The organism is Streptomyces sp. ALB3 (assembly GCF_044385685.1).
Classification (GTDB): domain Bacteria; phylum Actinomycetota; class Actinomycetes; order Streptomycetales; family Streptomycetaceae; genus Streptomyces.
In genome coordinates this window covers 253,577-277,156 of the sequence record NZ_JBISCE010000008.1, presented here as the reverse complement: position 1 = coordinate 277,156, position 23,580 = coordinate 253,577, and the positions used below count along the sequence as shown (strand labels likewise).

At 72.2% G+C, this 23,580-nt stretch carries 19 protein-coding genes; 10 read left to right on the top strand and 9 right to left on the bottom strand.

The features are described from left to right. Positions 1–118: 118 nt before the first annotated feature. Entirely contained in the window at positions 119–628 is a 510-nt protein-coding gene (locus tag ACHFIV_RS08115) for a methylated-DNA--[protein]-cysteine S-methyltransferase (protein WP_398965084.1), read from the bottom strand. 79 nt (positions 629–707) lie between these two features. Continuing rightward, positions 708–2,195 carry an AlkA N-terminal domain-containing protein gene (locus ACHFIV_RS08110; protein ID WP_398965082.1) on the bottom strand — a complete coding sequence of 496 codons (1,488 nt, stop codon included), beginning with the start codon at positions 2,193–2,195 and terminating at the stop codon, positions 708–710. Positions 2,196–2,327: 132 nt separating this feature from the next. Here ACHFIV_RS08110 and ACHFIV_RS08105 point away from each other — a divergent pair, with 132 nt between their 5' ends. Both ACHFIV_RS08105 and ACHFIV_RS08100 read left to right on the top strand, forming a co-directional pair. After that, positions 2,328–2,774, top strand: coding sequence for a Fur family transcriptional regulator (locus tag ACHFIV_RS08105; protein ID WP_398965081.1), 447 nt, complete (start codon positions 2,328–2,330; stop codon positions 2,772–2,774). Positions 2,775–2,799: 25 nt separating this feature from the next. Then, a complete protein-coding gene (locus ACHFIV_RS08100; protein WP_398965957.1) occupies positions 2,800–4,263 on the top strand; it encodes a catalase in 1,464 nt (487 codons plus the stop codon). Between the two features lie 140 nt (positions 4,264–4,403). Here ACHFIV_RS08100 and ACHFIV_RS08095 read toward each other — a convergent pair whose 3' ends face one another. Beyond that, positions 4,404–4,781: an ankyrin repeat domain-containing protein gene (locus ACHFIV_RS08095; RefSeq protein WP_398965080.1), complete on the bottom strand. Its 378-nt coding sequence runs from the start codon at positions 4,779–4,781 to the stop codon at positions 4,404–4,406. 201 nt (positions 4,782–4,982) lie between these two features. Between ACHFIV_RS08095 and ACHFIV_RS08090 the strand changes: the two genes are divergently transcribed. Continuing rightward, positions 4,983–6,533 (top strand): sugar transferase, encoded by a 1,551-nt coding sequence (locus tag ACHFIV_RS08090; RefSeq protein ID WP_398965078.1) that lies wholly within the window; start codon positions 4,983–4,985, stop codon positions 6,531–6,533. 71 nt (positions 6,534–6,604) lie between these two features. Here ACHFIV_RS08090 and ACHFIV_RS08085 read toward each other — a convergent pair whose 3' ends face one another. Next, positions 6,605–7,588, bottom strand: a complete 984-nt coding sequence (locus ACHFIV_RS08085; RefSeq protein WP_398965076.1) for a GDP-L-fucose synthase family protein — start codon at positions 7,586–7,588, stop codon at positions 6,605–6,607. Positions 7,589–7,703: 115 nt separating this feature from the next. Between ACHFIV_RS08085 and gmd the strand changes: the two genes are divergently transcribed. The 5 genes from gmd to ACHFIV_RS08060 are packed head-to-tail and all read left to right on the top strand — an operon-like array spanning position 7,704 to position 15,262. Further along, positions 7,704–8,717 carry a GDP-mannose 4,6-dehydratase gene (gene gmd / locus ACHFIV_RS08080; protein WP_398965074.1) on the top strand — a complete coding sequence of 338 codons (1,014 nt, stop codon included), beginning with the start codon at positions 7,704–7,706 and terminating at the stop codon, positions 8,715–8,717. Beyond that, on the top strand, positions 8,714–11,488 hold the full coding sequence (locus ACHFIV_RS08075; protein ID WP_398965072.1) for a LamG-like jellyroll fold domain-containing protein: 2,775 nt from the start codon (positions 8,714–8,716) through the stop codon (positions 11,486–11,488). Before gmd ends, ACHFIV_RS08075 begins: the two co-directional genes overlap by 4 nt. After that, positions 11,485–13,740 (top strand): LamG-like jellyroll fold domain-containing protein, encoded by a 2,256-nt coding sequence (locus tag ACHFIV_RS08070; protein WP_398965070.1) that lies wholly within the window; start codon positions 11,485–11,487, stop codon positions 13,738–13,740. The genes ACHFIV_RS08075 and ACHFIV_RS08070 overlap by 4 nt, the downstream gene beginning before the upstream one ends. Beyond that, positions 13,737–14,435 carry a hypothetical protein gene (locus tag ACHFIV_RS08065; RefSeq protein WP_398965068.1) on the top strand — a complete coding sequence of 233 codons (699 nt, stop codon included), beginning with the start codon at positions 13,737–13,739 and terminating at the stop codon, positions 14,433–14,435. Before ACHFIV_RS08070 ends, ACHFIV_RS08065 begins: the two co-directional genes overlap by 4 nt. Further along, complete coding sequence (locus ACHFIV_RS08060; RefSeq protein WP_398965066.1) at positions 14,435–15,262, top strand: glycosyltransferase family 2 protein; 828 nt, start codon at positions 14,435–14,437, stop codon at positions 15,260–15,262. The genes ACHFIV_RS08065 and ACHFIV_RS08060 overlap by 1 nt, the downstream gene beginning before the upstream one ends. A 4-nt stretch (positions 15,263–15,266) precedes the next feature. Here the strand turns inward: ACHFIV_RS08060 and ACHFIV_RS08055 are convergent, their stop codons facing one another. Continuing rightward, positions 15,267–16,424 (bottom strand): glycosyltransferase, encoded by a 1,158-nt coding sequence (locus ACHFIV_RS08055; RefSeq protein ID WP_398965064.1) that lies wholly within the window; start codon positions 16,422–16,424, stop codon positions 15,267–15,269. Positions 16,425–16,557: 133 nt separating this feature from the next. On the opposite strand from ACHFIV_RS08055, the gene ACHFIV_RS08050 reads away from it, so the two are divergent. After that, the gene (locus ACHFIV_RS08050; protein WP_398965062.1) at positions 16,558–18,072 is read left to right on the top strand and encodes a hypothetical protein; all 1,515 of its coding nucleotides are present in this window, start codon (positions 16,558–16,560) and stop codon (positions 18,070–18,072) included. Here the strand turns inward: ACHFIV_RS08050 and ACHFIV_RS08045 are convergent. Genes ACHFIV_RS08045 through ACHFIV_RS08035 form a run of 3 tightly spaced genes read right to left on the bottom strand, consistent with a single transcriptional unit; the run spans position 18,041 to position 22,208 of the window. Beyond that, complete coding sequence (locus ACHFIV_RS08045; RefSeq protein WP_398965061.1) at positions 18,041–19,282, bottom strand: hypothetical protein; 1,242 nt, start codon at positions 19,280–19,282, stop codon at positions 18,041–18,043. The two genes, ACHFIV_RS08050 and ACHFIV_RS08045, sit on opposite strands and share 32 nt — an antisense overlap. Then, complete coding sequence (locus tag ACHFIV_RS08040; RefSeq protein WP_398965059.1) at positions 19,279–20,967, bottom strand: lipopolysaccharide biosynthesis protein; 1,689 nt, start codon at positions 20,965–20,967, stop codon at positions 19,279–19,281. The genes ACHFIV_RS08045 and ACHFIV_RS08040 overlap by 4 nt, the downstream gene beginning before the upstream one ends. Next, positions 20,964–22,208 (bottom strand): glycosyltransferase, encoded by a 1,245-nt coding sequence (locus tag ACHFIV_RS08035; RefSeq protein WP_398965955.1) that lies wholly within the window; start codon positions 22,206–22,208, stop codon positions 20,964–20,966. Before ACHFIV_RS08035 ends, ACHFIV_RS08040 begins: the two co-directional genes overlap by 4 nt. 166 nt (positions 22,209–22,374) lie before the next feature. On the opposite strand from ACHFIV_RS08035, the gene ACHFIV_RS08030 reads away from it, so the two are divergent. Then, entirely contained in the window at positions 22,375–22,824 is a 450-nt protein-coding gene (locus ACHFIV_RS08030) for an adenylyltransferase/cytidyltransferase family protein (protein WP_203183039.1), read from the top strand. On the opposite strand, the gene ACHFIV_RS08025 is transcribed toward ACHFIV_RS08030, so the two are convergent. Further along, positions 22,793–23,524, bottom strand: a complete 732-nt coding sequence (locus ACHFIV_RS08025) for a CDP-alcohol phosphatidyltransferase family protein (RefSeq protein WP_398965057.1) — start codon at positions 23,522–23,524, stop codon at positions 22,793–22,795. The two genes, ACHFIV_RS08030 and ACHFIV_RS08025, sit on opposite strands and share 32 nt — an antisense overlap. Positions 23,525–23,580 lie beyond the last annotated feature (56 nt).

The window sequence follows — 23,580 nt, the reverse complement described above, 5'->3', positions numbered from 1 at the left end:
TGTGGGGGCGCGGGGCCGGGCAGTTGCGCGTACGCGGACTGCGCACGGGCGCCGAGGAGCGGGGACCCGCGTCCTGCGCGGGGGTGCGCGGGTCGGCCGGCTCCTCGTGCGCCGGCCGTCAGGACGGCTGGTGGTGACGCTCCAGGTCCAGGAGCTGCCGCTTGCGGTCGAGGCCGCCCGCGTAGCCGGACAGGGCGCCGCTCGCCCCGATCACGCGGTGGCACGGGCGCACGACCAGCAGTGGATTGGCGCCGATCGCGGTGCCGACCGAGCGCACCGCCGCACGGGAGGCGCCGATCCGCGAGGCGATCTCGCCGTAGCTGAGCGTGGTGCCGTACGGGATGGCGTCCAGGGCCCGCCACACGCGTCGCTGGAAGTCGGTGCCCCGGCCGGGGGCGTACTCGATGCCGAAGCCGGTCCGGCTGCCCTCGAAGTAGGCGCGCAGTTCGGCGACGATCACGGTGAAGGCGTCCGCGTCCCGTGTCCAGCCGTCCTGGAGCGTCGCGCCGCCCTTCTGGCCGGGCACGGAGAGCGAGGCGAGGGCGGTGCCGCCCGGGGCGGTGGCCGACTCCTCGCCCACCAGGAGCAGCTCGCCGAGCGGGCTGTCGATCGTGGTGTGGAGTGTCATGGTCGGGTCCTTCCGGTTCGTCGGGCGTCCGTGTCGGTCGTGCGGGGCTCGTCGTGAGGGATCAGGCGGGATTCGGACATCACGCCGGTGCGACGCGGCGCCCGTCCGCCGCCGCGCTCCAGAAGTGGTGCATGGCGTACGTGCGCCAGGGACGCCAGGCCTCGGCGTCCACCGCCTCGGCGCCGGCGCGCCGCATCCCGGTCCGGGCGGCCACGTCGCCGGTCAGCAGCACGTCGGGGTCACCGAGCGCCCGCATGCGGACGTAGCCGGCCGTCCACGGGCCGACGCCCGGAAGGTCAAGGAGTTCCTTCTCGGCCCGGTCCCGGTCGGCGCCGGGGTCGAGCCCGATCCGCCCGTCGGCCAGGGCGGCGGCGACGGCCCGCAGGGTGGCCCGCCTCGGGGCGGGCATGCCCAGTTCCTCCAGGCCGGCTCCGGCCAGTGTCGCGGGGTCGGGGAAGGTGCGGGTGAGGGTTCCGCTGGGCACCTGGAGGGGCGCTCCGTAGGCTGCCACCAGCGCGCTGCCCAGACGGCGTCCGGCGGCTACGGACACCTGCCGGCCGAGTACCGCCCGGACGGTGAGTTCGTGGACGTCCGAGGTCCCTGGGGCCCGCAGTCCGGGCGTGCGGGCGACGAGCGGGGCCAGGGCGGGGTGGGCGCCGAGGCGCTCGGCGACCGCGTGGGGGTCGGCGTCCAGGTCGAAGAGGCGGCGCATCCGCTGGGTGGCGGTCGTCAGATCGCGCAGGTCACCGAGGTGCAGCCGGCATTCCAGCCACCCGTCGCCGGTGCTCTCACGGACCTCGGCGATGCCGGTGCCGTGCGGCAGGCGCAGGGTGCGCCGGTAGGTGCGGTCTCCCCGCTCGCCGGTCATCTCCTCGATGCCGGTGAGCGCGCGGGCCGCGAGGTGGTCGAAGATCCCGGCCGCGGCGTACGGCCCCCGGTGGGCGAGCCGCAGCGGCACTCCCCCGGCACCGTCGGTGGCGGGTACGGAGCCGAAGCGGGACGAGCTGCCGGGCCGGGTGGCACGCAGTTCACCGGGGGTGAGGGCGTAGATCTCCCTGATCGTGTCGTTGAACTGGCGGACGCTGGCGAAGCCGGCGGCGAACGCGATCTCGGCGGCCCGCAGGTCGGTGGTCTGCAGGAGGACCCGCGCGGTGTGGGCGCGCTGGGCGCGGGCGAGCGCGATGGGCCCCGCGCCGACCTCGGCGTTGAGCTGGCGCTGCACCTGTCGGGCGCTGTAGCCGAGGCGCGCCGCGAGACCGGCCACGCCCTCCCGGTCGACGACCCCGTCGCCGATCAGCCGCATCGCCCGGCCGACGAGGTCGGCGCGCGCGTTCCAGTCCGCGGAGCCCGGCACGGCGTCAGGGCGGCAGCGCCGGCAGGCGCGGAAGCCGGCGCCCTGGGCGGCCGCGGCGGTGGGGAAGAACGTCACGTTGGGGCGCTTGGGCGTAGTGGCCGGACAGCTCGGGCGGCAGTAGATGCCTGTGGTGGCGACGGCGAAGAAGAACTCACCGTCGAACCGGGCGTCGCGGCTGGTCACCGCCTCGTACCTGCTGTCGTCCGTGGTCATGCCCCAAGGGTGCGCCATCGCGCGTCCCGGTGCTGGCGGATATCGGACGTCGCACTGTGCCGGCACCCCGGCCCGCCGGACTGGTCCCGGTCTTTCATTGGAATCATTCCAGAAAGGTGGTTCACTGCGTGGGTGATCGAAACCGAGGCCAGGACGCTCCTGCGCGGAGCGTCGTTGCGAGTGACCCGCCCCAGGGTCGCCGTCCTCTCGGCGGTCCACGAGGCTCCGCACTCCGATGTGAGTACCCTCCTCACCCTGGTACGCACACGCATCGGGGCGGTCTCGACCCAAGCCGTCTACGACGTACTCAAGACGCTCGTCGACGCCGGACTGGCGCGGCGGATCGACCTGCCGAACTCTCCGGCACGGTACGAGGGACAGTCCTGGGACGACCATCAGCACGTGGTCTGCCGTTCGTGCGGCACGATCGCCGACGTGGACGTGCCGCAGGGCTCCCCGCGCCTCGAGGCGCCCCGGGATCACGGGTTCGTCATCGACCACGTGGAGGTCACGTACTGGGGCCTGTGCCCTGGGTGCCGGACCGCGCGCGGCCGACGGGATCCCGAGTCGGTGCACTGAAGTCTTCACACGGAGGAGCAGGAAAATTTCTGACAACACGAAGCCGCTGACCACTGCCGCCGGCGCGCCGGTCGCGAACAACGAGAACGCCGTCACCGCGGGCCCGCGCGGCCCGATGCTGCTCCAGGACGTCTGGTTCCTGGAGAAGCTGGCCCACTTCAGCCGTGAGGTCATCCCGGAGCGTCGTATGCACGCCAAGGGGTCCGGCGCCTTCGGCACCTTCACGGTGACGCAGGACATCACCCGGTACTCCAGGGCCGCGCTCTTCTCCGAGGTCGGCAAGCAGACGGAGCTCTTCGCCCGGTTCTCGACCGTCGCCGGGGAGCGCGGAGCGGCCGACGCGGAGCGCGACATCCGCGGTTTCGCCCTCCGCTTCTACACGGAGGAGGGCAACTGGGACGTCGTCGGCAACAACACGCCGGTCTTCTTCCACCGCGACCCCCACCACTTCCCCGACCTCAACCGCGCCGTCAAGCGCGACCCTCGCACCAACCTGCGCTCGCCGGAGAACAACTGGGACTTCTGGACCAACCTTCCCGAGGCCCTGCACCAGGTCACCATCGTGATGTCGGACCGCGGCATCCCCGACGGCTACCGCCACATGCACGGTTTCGGCTCGCACACGTACTCGTTCATCAACGAGAGCAACGAGCGGTTCTGGGTGAAGTTCCACTTCCGTACGCAGCAGGGCATCAAGAACCTCACCGACGCGGAGGCCGCCGCGATCGTCGCCGAGGACCGCGAGTCGTCCCAGGCGGACCTCTTCGACGCCATCGAGCGCGGCGACCACCCGAAGTGGACCTTCTACGTCCAGGTCATGCCGGAGGCGGACGCGGCGACGTACCGCTACCACCCCTTCGACCTGACCAAGGTCTGGTCCAAGAAGGACTACCCGCTCATCGAGGTCGGCGAGCTGGAGCTCAACCGCAACCCGGAGAACTACTTCGCCGACGTGGAGCAGGCGGCCTTCACGCCGGCCAACCTCGTTCCCGGCGTGGGCGCCTCGCCCGACCGCATGCTGCAGGGCCGGCTGTTCTCGTACGGTGACGCGGCCCGTTACCGCGTCGGGGTCAACCACCACCAGATCCCGGTGAACCAGCCGCGCGGCGCGAAGAACGTCAACACCTACCACCGCGACGGCCAGCTGCGTGTGGACGGCAACCAGGGCGCCGTGCCCGGTTACACCCCGAACAGCTACGGCCGCTGGGCCGAGCAGCCGCAGTTCGCCGAGCCGGGGCTGGCGCTCGACGGCGCCGCCGACCGGTTCGACTACCGCGAGGACGACGACAACTACTTCGAGCAGCCGGGGAACCTGTTCCGCCAGATGACCCCGGAGGAGCAGGACGCCCTGTTCGGCAACACCGCCCGGGCCATCGACGGTGCCTCACAGGCCACCGTCGAGCGGCACATCAACCACTGCACGCAGGCCGACCCGGCCTACGGTGAGGGTGTCCGCAAGGCCATCGAGGCGCTGCGGGCCGCGCGGTAGCGCCGTCCGCCACCGGACACGAGGGGCCCCGGGCGGCCGTGCTCGGGTTCTGACGGTCCTCGCGACACCCGCGATCTGCGGGAGTCGCGAGGACCCCTTGAACCCGAGGTGCGCCGCCCGGGGCCCCTCGCGCGCACCGGCTAGCCGAGCAGGGCCGTCCTCCCGAACATCTCCGCCGTCGCCCTCGCGCTGGGGGTCCCCGCGTCGAGGTCGGCGCCCGCGGCGACCAGGGCTCCCACGATCTCGTCCTCACCCTTGAACAGAGCCCCGGCGACCGGTGACTGGTCCCGGCCGTTGCGCAGGTCGACGTCGGCACCACGCCCGATGAGCGCGCGCACCGTCTCCGTGCGACCGTGGTACGCGGCGAGCATGAGCGGGGTGTTGCCCTCGCCGTCCTGGACGTCGACCGGCAGCCCGTGGTCGAGGAACTCCAGGAGCTCCTGGGTGCGCCCCTGCCTGGCCAGGTCGGTCACGATCACGACGAGCCGGCCGGTCTGTTCCTCGGAAAGCGGTTCCATGCCCCTACTTTAGGCGGGCCCCGTGGAACCGGCCGGACAGGGCGACGCGGATCACAGCGTCCGCCCCGTCTGAACTTCACGGGAACTCCAGCGAAATGGCACGTGTGTGGATATCGTGCACCGAGCGAGGGCGCATCCGTCAGTCCATGAGATCGGCGGATGCGCCCCGTTTGTGGGGATGCAACTGTGGCTGGGGGGTTCATGGGGCATGTCGAAATACCTGAATCGGATATATCCGGGCCGGTCGGGCTCGCGGGGGCACCACGACCGCGTACCGCCGCTTCCCGGAACCGTACGGTGGCTCCGGAGCGGGTGCGGAGAACCCGGACGACCGTGGGGCGCGATCACGCGGAGAGACCACGGGCGAAGAAGACGCCCGGTCCGCGCGTGCCCTTCCTGGTCCTGACCGACCTGCTGGGCCTGGGAGTTCCGGCCTGGCTCGTGCTGCGGGCCGGTGAACAGCCGGGAGCACCGGTCGCCGCGGCGTCGGCCGCACTCGTGTGGGCCGCGGTCCGCGCGGTGCGCGGCCGGTACGCGCCGCGACTGCCGGGGGAATCCGCCGGGGGGGCCTACGGCCCCGTCGGCGACTGGCTGGCGCTCATCGGCGTGCTGGCCGTGCTGCTGGCCGTGACGGGTGGTGGCCTCGACCCGGCCACCGCCGTCGCGGCGCTGGTACCCGGCCTGGCTCTCGCCGTCCTGGCCGGAACCGCGGGCCGCCTCCGGCGGAGCGCGGGGCGGCGGGGAGCGCGCCGGGTCCTGGTGGTCGGCGAGGCAGCGGGCCTGGACCGTGCGGTCCGCCTGCTCAACTCCCGTAGTGACCACCCGTATGCGGCGGTGGCGGTGGTCCCGGTGGGGCCGGCGGCTCCGGACTGCGGGACACCGGTGCCGGGGCGGCTGGCGCCCGCACCGGCCGACGACGACGTGTCCACGGTGCTCGGCAGCGCCTTCGCCCACGACGCGGACCTGGTGCTCGTCGCACCCGGTCCACAGCTCGACGCCGACCGGCTGCGCCGGCTGGCGTGGGGCCTCCACGACGGGGGACTGGCGCTCTGCGTGCTGTCGGACCTGACGGGGGTCGCCGCGGCCCGCGTACGGCCGGCCTCCGCGGCCGGACTGACGCTGCTGCACGTCGCGCCGCCGCTGCGGTACGGCCCTCAGGCCGCGCTCAAGACCGTCGTGGACCGGGCCGGTGCCGCGCTCGGGCTGCTGGCGCTCGCCCCGGTGCTCTGCGTGGTGGCTCTCGCGGTGCGGCTCTCGTCGCCGGGTCCGGTCTTCCACCGGCAGACCCGTCACGGCCGCCACAGCAGGCCTTTCACCATGTGGAAGTTCCGCACGATGGTCGCGGACGCCGAGGCGCGCCGGGAGCAGCTCACGGCGGTGAACGAGAGCGAGGGGCCGATGTTCAAGATGCGCCGCGATCCACGGGTGACCAGGATCGGCCACGCACTGCGCCGGACCTCCGTGGACGAGCTCCCGCAGCTCCTCAACGTGCTGCGGGGTGACATGTCCCTGGTAGGTCCGCGTCCGCCGCTGCCGGAGGAGGTGTCGCGCTACGACGAGAGGGAGCTGCGGCGGCTGGCGGTGCGCCCGGGCCTGACCGGCCTGTGGCAGGTCAGCGGACGGTCGGACCTGTCCTGGCAGGAGACGGTCTCGCTCGACCTCTGGTACGTCGACAACTGGTCGGTCGCCACTGACATGGGGCTCCTCGCCCGTACGGTGCGTGCCGTCACCGACGGCCGCGGGGCGTACTGAGCGTGGCGGGGGGAGGCGAGGGGGGCCGCGTGCACGGGATCAGGACGCGCCGCGGCCGCCCGGCCGGACCGTCAGCCCTGAGGGGCCTGACTGCCGAGCCACCACGCGTAGGTGCGGGCGATGCCGTCGCGCAGGGGGATCCGGGGCGCGAAGCCCAGGGAGGAGAGCCGGGACACGTCGAGGAGCTTGCGCGGGGTCCCGTCGGGCTTCGAGGTGTCCCAGACCACGCGCCCCTGGTACTCCGTCACCTCCCGCACGGTGCGCGCGAGTTCGCGGATCGTGAGGTCCTCGCCGCAGCCGACGTTGACCGGCTCGGCGCCGTCGTACACCTCCAGCAGGCGCACGCAGGCGGCGGCGAGGTCGTCGACGTGGAGGAACTCCCGGCGAGGGCTTCCGGATCCCCACAGGGTCACCTCGTCGGCGCCGTCCCGCTTCGCCTCGTGGAAGCGGCGGATCAGGGCCGGCAGCACGTGCGAGGTCTCCAGGTCGAAGTTGTCCCCCGGTCCGTAGAGATTGGTGGGCATGGCGCTGATGTACGAGGCGCCGTACTGACGGCGATAGGACTGGACCTGCACGATCCCGGCGATCTTGGCCAGCGCGTACGCCTCGTTGGTCGGTTCGAGGGGGCCCGTGAGCAGGGCGTCCTCGGAGATCGGCTGCGGGGCGTGCTTGGGGTAGATGCACGACGAGCCCAGGAAGAGCAGCCGCTGGACCCCGGCGGCGTGCGCACCCGCGATCACGGCGAGCTGGATGCGGAGGTTGTCCTCGAGGAACTGCACCGGGCGGGTGCTGTTGGCCATGATGCCACCCACCTTGGCGGCGGCCAGTACGACCGCGTCCGGACGGGTGTCCCGCAGGAACGCCTCGGTCGGCGCGGCCTCGCGCAGGTCGAGTTCGTCCCGGCCGCGGGTGATCACCTCGTGGCCGTCGGCGGCGAGGCGGCGCACCAGCGCCGAGCCGACGAGGCCGCGGTGACCGGCGACGAATATGCGGGCACCGGGGCGCAGCAGGGGGCGGGCGGAATCCATGGCAGGTCCGGGGGGATCAGTCGTCATGGCTCGGATTCTGCCAGCAGCGCGGCACCCTGGTGACCCTTTGCCGCATTCCGCTCACATCCAGATATTTCGGTGAACCACATCGCCCACAGGGCGACCACAGAGGGGGGAAGTCGTGGCGAAGACCGCACTCATCACAGGTGTGACCGGACAGGACGGTTCGTACCTGTCGGAGCTGCTGCTCGAGAAGGGGTACACGGTCCACGGCCTGATACGCCGTTCGTCGAGCTTCAACACGGAGCGGATCGATCACATCTACCAGGGGCCCGAGGAAGCGGACCGCTCGTTCGTGCTCCATCACGCCGACCTCTCCGACGGCGTAGCTCTGGTGAACCTGCTGCGGGACATACAGCCCGACGAGGTCTACAACCTCGGTGCCCAGTCCCACGTCCGGGTGTCCTTCGACGCGCCGCTGTACACCGGGGACGTCACGGGCCTCGGTACGGTGCGCCTGCTGGAGGCGGTCCGGGCCAGCGGCATCGACACCCGGGTCTACCAGGCGTCCTCGTCCGAGATGTTCGGCGCCAGCCCGCCGCCTCAGAACGAGAGGACCCCGTTCCACCCGCGCAGCCCGTACAGCGTGGCCAAGGTCTACGCCTACTGGGCGACGGTCAACTACCGTGAGGCCTACGGCATGTTCGCCACCAACGGGATCCTGTTCAACCACGAGTCCCCGCGCCGCGGGGAGACCTTCGTGACGCGCAAGATCACCCGTGGGGTGGCCAGGATCAAGGCGGGTCTGCAGGACCGGCTGCATCTGGGCAACCTCGACGCCGTACGCGACTGGGGGTACGCCCCCGAGTACGTGGAGGCGATGTGGCGGATGCTCCAGTGCGACACCCCCGACGACTACGTGGTGGCCACCGGAGAAGGGGTCAGCGTCCGTCAGTTCCTCGAGTACGCCTTCGAGCACGCGGGGCTCGACTGGGCGGAACACGTCCGCTACGACCCGAAGTACGAGCGTCCCAGCGAGGTCGACGCGCTGATCGGTGACGCGTCCAAGGCTGAGGAACTCCTCGGCTGGAAGCCGGAGGTGAAGTCGCGCGAGCTGGCCCGGATCATGGTGGACGCGGACATCCGTCAGCTGAGCGACCAGCTCGCGGGGTCCGCGGTCCGGGTGGACCGATGAGGGGGAGCAGACGTCTCAGACGCACCCGGGGCGGCGTCCTCGCCGCCGTCATGGGCCTCGCCGCGGGCACTCTCACGGCCCTCTCCGCCCCGTCGGCCGCCGCGCTCACCCCGCCGGTCGGCTTCACCGCCGACCACCTGTCCACGTACCAGACCAACGGCATCGTGTGGACACTCGCCGAGGCCGGTGGGGTGGTCTACGCGGGCGGCACCTTCTCCAGCATCCGGCCGGCCGGCTCCCCGGCGGGGAGCGGCACGACGCCCGCCGTGAACTTCGCCGCGTTCGACGCCGCGACCGGCGCGCCCACCGGGTGCTCGCTCTCCTTCACGCGCGGCAGTGGCACGGCCACGGTCCGGGCGCTCGCCGTGTCGCCCGACAAGGCCACGCTCTACGCCGGCGGTTACTTCAACGCCGTGAACGGGACGCCCGTCAACGGTCTGGCCGCGATCGACACCGCCACCTGCCGGCCGCGCCCGGGCTTCTCGCCGCAGTTCGGGGCGACGGTGCGTGCCCTCGACGTGGCGGCGGACGGCACCGTCTACGCGGGCGGTGACTTCCGGACGGTCGACGGCACGCCCCGGGGCTTCTTCGGCGCCGTCACCGCGTCCGGGGCACTCACCGGCTGGAACCCCGGCGCCGACGAGCCCGGCCGCACCCTGCGGGTGACGCCGGACGGGGACGACGTCCTCATCGGCGGTGACTTCTTCACCGTCGGCGGCACCGCCTCCCACGCGCTCGCCGTCACCAGCCCCTCCACAGGTGCCGTCACCCGCGCCTACGGTGCCACGTTCATCCCGTCCTCCGCCGTCATCAAGGACATCGTCACGGACGCGGAGTCGGACGGCTGGTACGCGGCGGGCGAGGGCGCGGGCGGCGCGTCGTTCGACGGCCGGCTCGCCATGGAGCTCGACGGCTTCGGCAAGCGGTGGCGTGACACCTGCCAGGGCGCGACGCAGGCGCTCCGGGTCCACCGGGGGGTGCTGTACGCGGCCAGCCACGTGCACGACTGCTCGACCATGGGCGGCTTCCCCAACCAGGTCCGGAAGCACCTGACGGCGCAGTCCGTCGACGACCCGGATCTGCTGGGCTGGCTCCCGGACACCAACGACGGCATCGGCGAACCGGTGGGTCCCCGCGCGCTGACCGTGTCCTCGCGCGGCGGACGGGACTTCCTCTGGGTCGGTGGTGAGTTCACGACGGTCAACGGGGTCGGCCAGCAGGCGCTGACGCGGTTCGCGAACACCCCGGACACCGGGGCGCCGGCCGCTCCGGCGGTGAGCGTGTCCGCGCCACGGGCCGGCGAGGTCAAGGTCAGCTGGCGCAGCAGCCTCGACCTGGACGACAGCCTGCTGACCTACCGGGTCCACCGCGACGGCGGTGCGACGCCGGTGTACACGACGACGGGCTCCTCACTGTTCTTCAGCCGGCCGCAGCTGACCTTCACCGACCGGAACGTGGTGGCGGGCCGGACGTACAGCTACCGGATCACGGCGAGCGACGGCACGAACACCAGCGGGCTCTCCGCCGCCGCCTCGGTCACCGCCGCGTCCTCGGCCTCCCCCTACCAGGAGCGGGTGCTCGCGGACGGCGCCGACCTGTACTGGCGCTACGACGAGGCGGGTGGTGCCTTCGCCGCCGACGCCTCGGCGAGCGGCAACGGAGGGGTGTACGTCAACGCGCCGTCCTACCGCGCCACGCCGTCCGCGGTGGCCGGTTCCACAGCCCTCTCCCTCAACGGCACGAACGAGTACGTCTACAGCGACCGGCTGCACCACTACACCTCCCCGACGCCGTTCTCGGTCGAGACGTGGTTCCGCACGACGTCGACGAGCGGCGGGCGCATCGTCGGACACGGCAACAACATCGGCACGGAGCGCGGCCACACCAGCAGCATCTCCGACAAGCTGGTCTACCTGACGAACGACGGCCGGCTGGCGTTCGGCGTCCAGAGCGGCGGGACGCGGCCCACCATCACCTCGGCCGGCTCCTACAACGACGGGGCCTGGCACCACGCCGTCGCCACCCAGGGACCGTCGGGCATGGTGCTGTACGTGGACGGGCGGGTGGCCGGCACGGCTCCGGCGACCGGCAACCGCTCGTACAACGGCTACTGGCGGGTGGGCGGCGACGCCATGAGCAGCGCCTGGCCGAACCGCCCCGCGAGCGACTACTTCGCCGGGCAGGTCGACGAGACCGCGGTCTACCCCTCGGCTCTGACCGCCGCGCAGGTCGCCGGACACCACGAGCTGGCCGGCACACCCCCCGGCCCGGGTGACAGCACCGTCACCCTCACCCCGGACGAGGACGCCTACGTCAACAGCGTGGCGGCGAACACGAACTACGACGACAACCAGCTCGCCTCCCGGGGGACCACGGCCTACCTGGGTTATCTGCGCTTCACCCTGCCGCCCGCCCCCGCGGGCCAGGTGCTCAGAGGCGCGCGGCTCACCTTCCGCACCTCGTCGGATTCGACGGCGGGTTCGGCCGACAGCCACAGCATCGTGCCGGTCACCGGTACGTGGACCGAATCGGCGGTCACCTACACCACCCGGCCGGCGCTCTCCACGTCCGTGCTGGGGACCATCACCGGCGCGACCTCGGCCTCCACCGGTTATTCGGCGGAGCTGGACGCGTCCGCACTGGACGGGGCCCTCGGCTCCGTCTCCTCACTCGCCCTGACCAGCAGCGGGACGGACAGTCTCCGCATCTGGTCGAGCGAGGCAACCACGGCCTACCGGCCGCAGCTCGTCCTCACCTTCGGAGATGAATGATGAACGGAAGCACGGGGCGGAGATCGAGGGGGAGCGGCCGTGTGCGGGCCGCCTCCGCCGCACTCTGCCTGTTCGCCGGAGCCCTGACCGCGACAGCGGCCGGGGCCTCCCCGGCGGCGGCGCTCACACCGCCGGTGTCCATCACCGCGGACGACCTCACCACCTGGCAGACCAACGGCATCGTCTGGTCGATGGCCGCGACGGACGGGGTCGTCTACGCCGGCGGCACCTTCTCCACCATCCGGCCGCCGGACGCCGCGGCGGGCACCTCGGAGGAGCCCGCGGTCAACTTCGCGGCGTTCGACGCCGCCACGGGCGCGCCCACGGGGTGCGACCTGTCGTTCACCCTGTCCTCGGGGACCGCCACCGTACGGGCGCTGGCCCTCTCACCCGACGGCGCGACCCTCTACGCGGGCGGGCAGTTCGGGGCGGTCAACGGGGAGGGCGTCAGCAACATCGCGGCGATCGACACCGCCACCTGCGCGCCTCGCCAGGACTTCAAGATCTCCGTATCGGCCACGGTCCGGGCCCTGGACGCCACCGGGGACACCGTCTACCTGGCCGGTGACTTCAACAGCGTGGGCGGACAGACGAGGAACAAGTTCGCCGCGGTCACCACGGGCGCCGACCTGCTGCCGTGGACGGCCAACGCCGACGAGGTGGCGCGCGCCGTCCAGGTGACACCCGACGGGCAGCGCGTGGCACTCGGCGGTGACTTCTTCACCGTCAACGGCACCTCCTCGCACGCCCTGGCGGTCGTGGACGCCACCACGGGCGCGCTCACCAAGAGCTACCCCGGCTTCATCCCCAACACCTCGACGGTGCAGGACCTCACGACGGACGCGACCGGTCTCTACACCGCCAACGAGGGCACCGGCGGCGGGGTGTTCGACGGCCGGATCGCCATCGACCTCGACGACTACCAGCAGCGGTGGCGCGACACCTGCCTGGGCGCCACCCAGGCCGTCCTGGTCCACTCCGGCGTGCTGTACAGCGGTAGCCACGCCCATGACTGCGCCAGCATGGGCGGCTTCCCCGACCAGCCGCGCAAGCACCTGCTGGCGCAGTCCGTCGACGACCCGGCGCTCCTGCCGTGGTTCCCCGACACCAACGACGGCATCGGCGAGCCGGTCGGCCCCCGGGTGATGGCCCAGACCGACGCGGGGGGCCGTCACTACCTCTGGGTCGGCGGGGAGTTCACCACCGTCAACGGGGCCGGCCAGCAGGGGCTGACCCGGTTCGCCGACGGCCCCGACACGGGGGCTCCCTGGGTGCCCAACGTCAGTCTCTCCACGGTCACCCCGGGGCGTGTCGACGTCAGCTGGCAGACCAGCTTCGACACCGACGACGGGGAGCTGACCTACCGGATCTACAAGGACGGCGCGAGCACACCCGTCCACACGGTCACGGGTCACTCGCTCTTCTGGGACCGCCCGCAGCTCAGGTGGACCGACACCGACGTGGCGGTGGGTGAGACGCACTCGTACCGTGTCACCGCGAGCGACGGCACCAACACCAGCGCCAAGTCACCCGCCCAGTCGGCCACCGTCGCCGCGTCCACCCAGGGCTACCCGGCGCGGGTACTGTCCGACGGTGCCTCGCTGTACTGGCGCTACGACGAGGGCACGTCCACCTTCGCGGCGGACACCACGGGCGGGCTGAACAACGGATTCCTGCGCAACGCGCCCGCCTACCGGCAGACCCCGGCGGCGATCGCCGGCGAATCGACCGCCATCGCATTCGACGGCTCGGCCGAGTACGCCTACAGCAACAAGCTGCACGCCTCGCCCACCCGCTTCTCCGTGGAGACCTGGATCAAGACCACCACCACACGCGGCGGGAAGGTCATCGGGTTCGGCAACCTGACCATGCAGAACAGCACCCGCTACGACAAGCAGGTCTACATGGCCAACAACGGGCGGCTGGTGTTCGGCGTCTACAGCGGCGGCTACCGCACGGTCACCACGAGCGGCGCCTTCAACGACGGTGCCTGGCACCACGTCGTCGCCACCCAGGGCACCGGCGGCATGTCCCTGTACGTGGACGGACAGCTCAGGGCCTACAACTTCTTCTACACCGGCAACGAGAACTACCCCGGTTACTGGCGGATCGGAGGCGACAACCTGGCCAACTGGCCGAACCGCCCGACCAGCAACTTCTTCGCCGGGCAGATCGACGAGACCGCGGTGTACCCGACCGCGCTGAGCGCTTCCCAGGTCAGCGCGCACTACGCCCTGAGGACGGCTGAATGAGATATCCGTTCCTGGCCGGTGCCGCCGTCGCCCTCGCGACGGCGGTGCTGGCCGCCTGCGGCTCGTCCGGCGGGTCCGGCGACCGGGGCGTGGAGGCCGCGGCGGACAGCACGCCGTCCGTCGCGGCCTCCCCCGCGCCCTCCGTGGCGGGCCCGGCCGTCACCCCGCCCTCCACGCGGGCCACCGAGCCCGGCACCGCGCCGAAGGCGTCCGCCGGGGACGTCACCCCGGCCACGGGGTCCTTCACGAAGAAGCAGAGGGAGTACCTGACCGACCGCGTCCCCAAGGGGATGGACCCGGCCGCGGTGCTCCAGACGGGCCAGGAGACCTGCGACAGACTCCGCTACCTGGTCAAGGCCGACCGGGACATCGCGGTCGCCGCGATCGTCTCCGGCGAGATCGCGGACGCGAAACCCGCCGTGGCGCACCTGTGCCCGCAGCACCAGGCCCTCGTCGACGAGGCCGCGCTCGGTCACGCCGACGGCACCCACACCGGCAAGGAGCTCAGGCCCGGCGGCTACCTGGCACCGTCCCCCACGAAGGCCTGCAGCTGGCAGCTGACCGGGGCGAACGGCAAGGAGCTGGGTTCGGGCTCCTCCGACACCGGTGCGCGGGTGGAGATCACCGTTCCGGACTCCGCCCACACCTTCACCTCCACAGGCTGCTACGCCTGGCTGCCGCAAGGAGACAACTGATGCGCAAGCTGCCCATCGCCGTGGCGATCCCCACGAAGAACGAGGGTCTGAACATCGCCGAGGCGGTGAAGTCGGTCCTCGGCCACTTCGAGGCGGTCGTCGTCGTGGACTCCCACAGCACCGACGACACGGCGAAGATCGCCGAGGAGTGCGGGGCCGAGGTGGTGACGTACACCTGGGACGGGGGGCACCCCCGGAAGAAGCAGTGGTGCCTGGAGAACGTCCGCACCGACCTGGACTGGATCCTGCTGCTGGACGGTGACGAGCGGCTCAGCCCCGGGCTGCTGGCCGAGCTGCGCAGGATCTTCGCCGATCAGGACAGCCCGAAGCCGGCGGCGTACGACATCCCGCTCGGCTACTGGTTCTCGGGGAAGAGGCTGCGGCACGGCTACACGATCCGCAAGCGGTCCCTGACCGACCGGACCCGGTGTCACTACCCGGAGGTCGGCGACCTCGCGGCACCGGGAATCGGAGAGGTCGAGGGCCACTACCAGCCGGTCGCGGCCACGGTCGAGGCGCTGAGCAACCCCATCGAGCACCAGGACCTCGACCCCGTCACCGCGTGGTTCGAGCGGCACAACCGGTACTCCGACTGGGAGGCGTGGCTGGAGCACCACCCCGACGTGAAGGAGCAGGTGCGGAAGGTCAAGTCGCGTCAGGGGCAGCTCTTCCACAAGGCGCCGTTCAAGCCGCTGGTGTCCTTCGCCTACATGTACGTCTACCGGCGGGGGTTCCTCGACGGGCGTGCGGGCCTGGACTTCGCGCTCGCGATGAGCTTCTACCGGTGGCAGATCGCGCTCAAGTCGCGTGAGGGCAAGACCGGTTGATCCATCACGCCCTCCGGCGGACCACGTCCTCGTAGGTCTGCCGGAGGGTCTGCGTGACGGCCTCGATCGTGAAGTGCTCATTGACCAGGCTCCACGCCGCCTTGCCCGCGCGGTCGTTGGCCCCGGGCTCCAGCAGTTCCAGGACCGCTTCGGCGACCTTGCGGGCGTTCGCCGCGTCCTCACCGACCCTGCTGTCGATCACTCTGCCCGCGCCCGCCGCCGCCACGTCCGGAGCGAGCCCGCAGGTCCGGGTGATGACGGCCGGCGTACCGACGGACATGGCTTCCAGGACCGAGACGCCGAGCGGCTCCTCGATCGACGGCAGGACGTACACGTCGGCCTGCCGGCCCGCGTCGAGCACCTCCTCGTGGCCGAGGGGACCCACATGGTCCAGAGCGTCCATGACGCCGAGGTCGCGGGCGAGCGCGAGCGTGCCGGGGAGTGCGCCGGTGTCCGGTCCGGCGAGGACGAAGCGGGCGTCCGGGTGCCTGGCCAGGACGGCCGGCATGGCGGCGACGAAGTCCTCGGGGCGCTTGCGCTCCTGGATGCGGGCCAGGAAGAGGACGGTGGGCGGGCGCCCGGGCTCGCGGGCGGGTTTGCGTTCCTGCGGCCGTACGCCGTTGACGAGCCGCACGGTGCGGGTCAGGGCGACGGGGGCGGCGACCGCGTTCACGTCGAGGCGCTCGGCTTCGGTGAGGTGGAGCACGGCGTCGGCGCGGCGCAGCACCGTGCGCACACCCAGCAGGTCGGTGAGCTGGGCGACCCGTTTCTCGGTCGGGTCGACCATGCCGTGTGTCTGGACGACGAGCGGGGTGCGGGTGGCCAGGGCGAGCAGTGCGGCCGGCAGGGTCACCAGATCGCGCATCAGGTGCACGTGGACGAGGTCGGCGCCGCGCATCATGCGGCGCGCCGTACGCAGCAGGGCGCCGGAGGTGATGCCGCTGACCTCGAACATCGGGAGCAGGTGCCGGGCCTGGAAGAGGTGGACGGGCACTCCTTCGACCTCGCCCGGCAGCGCGTCCCCGAAACCGTCTCCCAGCGCCATGATGCGGGCGTCGTCGCCGTGGGCCCGCTGGACCTTCGACAGGTTGAGCGCGACCCTGGTCGGGCCGCCGAACGCGTGGTCCGGTGTGTGCAGAGTGACGATGTGCAGGACCTTCACCAGGGTTCCCCTCAACCTCGGCCGACTGTTCACAGACTAGTCATCGCATCACCTCGAGTGGGCTGATTCGTTAGAGTGCTCAGGGGCCGGGAGCCCGGCGAACGGGGCCTTCGGGGCCGGTGATCGGGGGGTCATGACGTCCGTACAGGAGTCCGTGGGGACCGCTGCCGCCCCGCCGGGGGCTCCGCGCCCGCCGGACGAACCTCCGGCAAGACCTCCGACCTGGGCGATGCTCTCGCGAGCCGTGTCCGTGCCGCTGATCCTGGGCCTGGTCTGCTTCCTCCCCGCGGTGATCGCCGCCCAGCCGGGCGCGGGGGTACGGGACACCGCCTACTGGCTGCAGCTCGTCCTGACGTGTTACGCGGGCGCCCGTCTCGCCACGATGATCCTGTCCACCCGGCGGCGGCTGCTCCAGGGTGTCTTCTGGATGTTCGTGTACATCGCCATGGGCGTCGCGCCGTTCGCCCAGCTGGTGATCGGGCAGACCCCGACGCCGATGGTGGGACCGCGCCAGGACCTGGTGACGGCGATCGCGATGATCCTGGTGGGGTGCGCGGCGTTCGACCTCGGGGCGCTGCTGGCCTCGCGCAGGCCGCTGCGGCGGCGCGCCGTCACGCGCGGCTCGGGGGGGCCGGCCGTGGCACACCCGGTGCGGCTTCGGCTGCTGGTGGTGGTCGCGCTGCTGGCGAGCGGGTACTACGTGCTCAAGCTGGGGGGGCCGGGCGTCTTCTTCTCCAGCCGTCAGGAGATCAGTGACACGGTGGCGCAGAGCGGGGTGGCCTCGGCGGAGTCGAACGTCGGCTCCGCCTTCCTGAAGGGCTTCGGCACCGTCCCGGCGCTGCTGGCGTTCCTCTTCTTCACCCGGCGTCTGGTGACCTCGCGACGGGCGCGGCGCTCCCCTGCGACGGTGCTGGTGTGGGTGGTGCTCGCGGCGGTCAACCTGGTCGTGAACAACCCGATCTCCAACGCCCGTTACTGGTTCCTGACCGTGCTGGTCGCGCTGCTCTTCACGGCGTTCCCGAGCAGCGCGGCGATGTACCGCTCGGTGCTGACCATGGGTGTGGTGGGCGCTCTGGTGCTGTTCCCGTACGCCGACCGGTTCCGCTACGACGACGAGGGGTACCGGCCCGTGCAGTCGGCCTCCGTGTTCGAGCCCCTGGCGACCAAGGACTACGACCAGACGGTGATGTTCGCCAACACCATCTCCTGGGTGGAGACCCGGGGCCACACCTACGGCCGCCAACTCGCCGGTTCCGCGCTCTTCTTCGTCCCCAGGGCGGTGTGGAGCGGGAAGCCGGAGGACACCGGGGTCAGGGTCGGCGAGTGGATGGGTATGAACATGACCAACCTGTCGGCGCCGCTGTGGACGGAGTTCTGGGTGGACTTCGGGGCGCCCGGCATGATCGGCGGGCTGGCGCTGATCGGTTACGTGGCGGCCCGTACGGACCGCAGGTACGCGCTGGCCGTCACCCGGGCGGGCCCCGGGCCGGGCAGCGTTCTGGCGATCGCGGCCCCGCTGATCGCCGGGTACACCTTCATCCTGTTGCGTGGCCCGCTGCTCCAGGCGGCGGGGAAGCTGGCGATCGGCGCGCTGTGCCTGGTGCTGATCACCACGTTCAGGGAGCGGAGGGCAGCGCGCCGGCGCTGACCGTCTCCTCCGCGGGGCTCCGGCGGCGCAGCCTCGCCACCCGGGTCCAGGTGGCGGCGGCCTTGCAGAGGGAGCCGAGACACAGTCCCCAGGCGGCTCCCGGCACACCGCCCAGGACGTAGCCCCCCGCCATGAACACCACGGCGGTGAGCGAGAAGAGCACCTGGATGCCCAGCGTCGTACGCGGGTCGAGCATGCGCAGGGCGAGCAGTCCGCAGGTGCCGACGGCCATCGCCGCGTACTGGCTGCCGGTCGCCGGGAGCAGGGCGGCGGCGGTGGGCCACGTGTCGCCGAGCAGTTCGCGTCCCGCTCTGTCGGGCAGCAGGGCGAGCGTGGTGGCCCAGAGCGCGGCGGTCGCGGCGAGAACGGCCGCGAGTCCCGCGGTGGCCCTGATCCGGCGGCGCTCGTCACCGATGCGGCCGAGCAGCGGCGGGCCGAAGGACGTGGCCGAGGTGAACAGCACGTTGAGCGGCCCGAAGAGCGTGGTCGCCCCGCGCAGGGCGCCCACGAGGAGCGGATTGCCGACGGCACCGAGCCCGAGGACGGACAGCTGGCTGGTGGCGTTGCCGACACCGAACTCGACGACGAAGCGCCGCCCGAGGTGGCCGCGCCTCAGCATCGGGCGGAGCAGCAGCGGAACCCCGCCGGTCGAGCGGTGCAGCAGCACGGCTGACAGGAGGAGGGCCGGCAGGGCGGACAGGCCCCAGACCGCGATCAGGCGGGCCGGGGTGGCCCCGTACTCCTGCGCGGACAGGGCGCCCAGTGCGCAGGCCAGTCTCAGCAGATCGGCACAGAGGGCGAGGTGGGGCCGCTGGAGGGTGGAGAAGGCGTAGCGCACGGCGTCCTGCCCCAGCACCACCGGCAGGACGAGGCCGAGCACCACCAGGGCGCGCGCGGTGTCCCCCGGGACCGCCAGGGAGACGGCGGCCAGGAGGGCGCCGAGTACCGCCGCGGCGCCGACGGTGAACACGACGGCCGAACGGCATGCGCCCCGGGTGTCCTCGCCCGCGCCACGCCGGAGGACCAGGGGCTGGCCGGTGTACGCGCCGGCGGCGCCCAGGAACACCGTGAAGACGAGGTAGACCGCGGAGAACCGGGCGAAGTCGGCCACGGTGGAGAGCCGGGCCGCGGCCACGAGCACCAGGATGTTGGTGAGCGCCGCCACGCCCTGGTCCGCGACCGAGCAGAGGATCGCGGTGCGGGCTCTCACCGGCGCGCCCCCGGCAGGGTGAACGAGCGCAGCCCCATGGTCTCGTCGGGACGTCCGGTGGTCTCCGGCGCGTCCGCGTCGGAGACCGGTCCGTCCGGCCCGCCGCCCGTGCGGCGCCTGCCGGGCGGGGGCCTGCGCTCCGCGCGGCGCAGCCGGCGCCTGCCGGGGTGGAGGAGGGCGCCGAGCACCGAGCCGCCGGAGGCGCCGATGATCTCGCGGATGCGTTCCAGGTCGCTGCGGTGCACCTCGCGCGGGTCGCAGACGATCATGACCCCTTCGACCCGGTCGACCAGGGCGACCGCGTCGGCGTACGACAGCACCGGCGGGGCGAGGACGACGACCACGGCGCCGGGGCGGTCCGCCTCAGCGACGATCCGTCCGACGGAGGCCGAGGTCAGGGCGCGCGGCACGTTGTCCGCGGTGGTCCCGGCCACCAGGGCGAACGCCCCGGAGCCAGGGACGTCCACGTTGGAACGTCCGCCCGCCGGCCAGCTGCGGTCGCCCTCCTCCGCGGCCCAGCGCGGCGGCCGGACCTCGTGGGCGGCCGGTCCCAGGTCACGGGCCAGGGACGGGGTGCGCAGATCGGCCTCCACGAGCAGGACGTCACGGCCCATCTCGGCGAAGGCGGCGGCCAGGTTGACCGCGGCGGCGGCCGCCGCCGCGTTGTCCCCGCGCGGTGCGGTGACCAGGAGTCTGCGCCGTTCCGCGAAGGCGGGGTCGTAGGCGAGCCTGAAGGCGACCGCACGGTACTCCTCGGCGAGCCGCGAACCACTGCGGCCGATGGCGAGGAGGGTTCCGGCGGCGGCGCGTTCCCTGGGCAGCGTGCCGAGCAGCGGGGCCCCGAGCGAGCGGACGAGCTCGCGGGGGGAGCGGACGGCGGGGTCGAAGACCAGCCGCACCCAGGACAGCAGCAGTCCGAGGGCGAGGCCGACGACCGCGCCGAGCCCCAGGAGCAGCGGCAGGCCCGCTCCGGCGGGCTCGGTGGGGGCGACGGGCTTCTTGTTGAGGTAGCCGGGGGTGGTGTCGAGCGCCTTGAGTTCGGAGATCTTCCGGCTCAGCTCGGAGATGGAGACGATGATGTTGGCGCGGGCGCTGCTGACGTCGTCCGCGGCGTCGACCCCGGTCCGCTTCTCCAGCAGGTCCCGCTTCTCCTCGAGCGGGTCCAGCTGGGCGCGGTACCCGTTCGCCATGTTCTCGATGCTCTCCTCGGTGCGCGCCTTGCGGTGCGCGAGGTAGCCGTTGGCGAGGGCCTCGGCACGGGACCGGGCCTGCTCGGGTGTGGCCCCGGTGTACGAGAAGCGGAGCGTGAGGGTGTTGGGCGGGTTGGTGACCTGGAGCCCGGCGAGCAGCTTCCGGGCGGTGACGTCGTCGCCCTTCTTGAGCAGCGTCCCGGCGGCGAGCTCCCCGACGGTGTCACTGACGGCGGTCTGCCGCTCGGAGCCGATGTTGATGCCCTTGTCGGCGGACGCGCCGGTGGCGAAGGGGTCGGCGGTCGCGGAGCGCACCTGCACCTCGCCGGCGGCCGTGTACGTGTCGTCGCCGCTCAGGGCGAGGAAACCTCCGCCGAGGAGGCCCACGGCGACGCCCCCGGCGAGCAGCGCGCGGTAGCGCAGGAGCTGGCGGAACTGATCGCGCAGCAGTGCCGGTTCGTCATGGTCGTCCGGGGGCCGGATCTGATGCGTCATCGGCGTGCTTCCCCTCGTGTGTCGCCGGTTCCCGGGGCCCCGGCCGGTGCGCTCCCGAGTGCTTCGGTGAGCAGGGCGTCGAACCGTGCGAGGCCCGCTTCCTTGCCCAGGTGCTGTGCGACGTACCGCGGGCCGTGTGCTCCCAGTTCCGCGGCGGCCGTCGGATCGGCGGCCAGGCGCCGTACGGCGGCGAGGAGCGCGGCCGGGTCCTCCGGCCGCACGAGGACCCCCGCACCGGAACGGCGCACCTCGTCCGCCGTACCGCCCTCGCCGGCCACGGAGGCGACGACGGGGCGTCCGGAGACGAAGTACGAGGTGAGCTTGGACGGGACGCTCATGTCGAGCACGGACGCCCGCTGGGTCACCGCGAGCACGTCGGCGGCGGCGAGCACATCGGTGAAGTCCTCCGCGCCGGCCGGCGGCAGGAAGTCGACGTTGGGCAGCCCCGCGGCACGCTCGCGCAGTCCTTCGCGCTGGTTGCCGTCGCCCATGAGGACGACCCGGATGTCCGGTGCCAGCCGTGCGAGGCCGGTCAGCACGTCGAGCCCCTGCTTGAGGCCCATGTTCCCGGAGTGCAGCAGGACGGGGGTGCCCTCGGCCCAGCCCAGCCGGGCCCGGGTGGCGGCGCGGTCGGCCGAAGGGCTCTGCACATGGGTCCAGTTGGGGACCACACGCACGCGCCCCGGGTCGACGCCGAGGGCGGTGACGCCCTCCACGAAGCTCTCGTGGATGACGCCGACGAGGGCGGCGCCGCTCAGTGCGTACCGTTCGGCCCCGGCGGCGACGGCCGCTGCCCTGTCTCCCCCGCGGATACCGCTCTGCGCGGCGGCGGCGCCCATCAGGTCCTGGACGACGGGTATGTGGGGCACGCCGTGGCGGCGCGCGAGCCGGGCACCGATCACGCCTCCCGCCAGGCTCGGCATCTGGGAGATCACGGCGTCGGGGCGGCCCGGCGGAGGGGCGAGCATCCCGTGGGCGAGCACGGACGCCTCGAAGGCCGCTCGTCTCAGCGCCGTCTGACGTGACGGCACGTAGTGGCGCCGCCGGTGCACACGCACACCCTCACGGTTCTCCTCCCTGCGCCACGCTCCCCGGTACCCCGGGTCCACACGCCAGGCGGGGTAGTGCGGCATACCGGTCAGGACCTCGGTCCTCGCCCCGCTCGCCGCCCAGTGCTCGGCGAGCTGGGTCGCGTACGGGCCTATGCCCGTCAGTTCGGGGGCGTAGTTGGTGGACACCACGAGAAGTCTGCGGTTCTCGAACGGCCTCTGATGCTCAGCAGCGGACAACGGATGATCGCCTTCCCCCCGGAACAGCCTCTTCTCCGAGCTTATCCGTTCACGGGATGCACAAGTGTTCTTCAAAGTAAGGTCGTTGAACCAGTTCCACCGTGGGGGGAGAGAACGGATGGTGCAGCACAGAGTCGGTTACGCGCCGGGGGTGTACGACTTGTTCCACGTCGGTCACCTGAACATCCTGCGCCACGCCCGCAGCCAGTGCGACTACCTGGTGGCCGGAGTCGTCTCGGACGAGATGGCCGCGCTGGCCAAGGGCCACACACCGGTGATCCCGCTGCCCGAACGGCTGGAGATCGTGCGCAGTGTGCGGTACGTGGACGCGGCGTTCGTGGAGACCGTTCCGGACAAGGTGGAGACCTGGCAGCAGGTCCGCTTCGACGTCATCTTCAAGGGCGACGACTGGCGAGGTACCGAGAAGGGACAGCGCCTGGAGCGTGACTTCGCCGAGGTCGGGGTGGAGGTCGTCTACTTCCCGTACACGGTGCACACGTCCAGCACCCAGCTGCGCCGGGCACTGGACGTACTCGTCACCCGGCCCGGAGCGCTTTCAGCTCCCTGAACCACTTGACCAGGAACGCCACGAGGAACAAGGCGTGCACGGCCGCGAGCACGGCGTACCCGGCCCGGAAGGCCCCGGGTGCGCCGAGCAGCAGGAAGACGAGACAGAAGACCCCGTAGTCCGCGGGCAGCAGGGCCACGGCCCGGACCCTGGACACCGGAGCCGGGGAACCGGACGGAGCCGGTGCGGCGCGGGCCGCCGCCTTGCCCAGCTGCTCCCTGAGCAGTCCCGCGCAGAAGGTGAGCACGGCGACGAAGAGGAAACCGAGCGGCAGGAGCAGCCATCCCCCGCCCGGCAGGCCGCCGAACCGGTGGAACGAGATCAGCACGGCGCTGTGGACGAGGATCATCTTCGCGCAGTCCACGACGTGGTCGAGCCACTCACCGTCCGGACCGCCGCGCCCGGTCAGCCGGGCGAGCTGCCCGTCGGCCGAGTCGAAGGCGAAGCCGACGGCGAGACCCGCGTAGACGGCCACCCCGAGCCACCAGGACGGCTCCAGGACGGCCACTCCCGCGATCGCGGTGAACGTGAACGCGGCGCTCGTCAGCGTCACCTGGTTGGGCGAGAGCCCGGCGCGGTGAGCACCCGCCGCGAGCAGCCGGCCGGCCGGCCGGTTCACGTACCTGGAGTAGAGCGAGACACCCTTGGACGACTTCTGTGCGCCGCGCAGTTCGCGCAGCACCGTACCCGTGCTTCCCATACGCCCCCCAGCGCCCGGTTGTTTCCCCGCCGCATCATCGCAGACACAGGGTGACC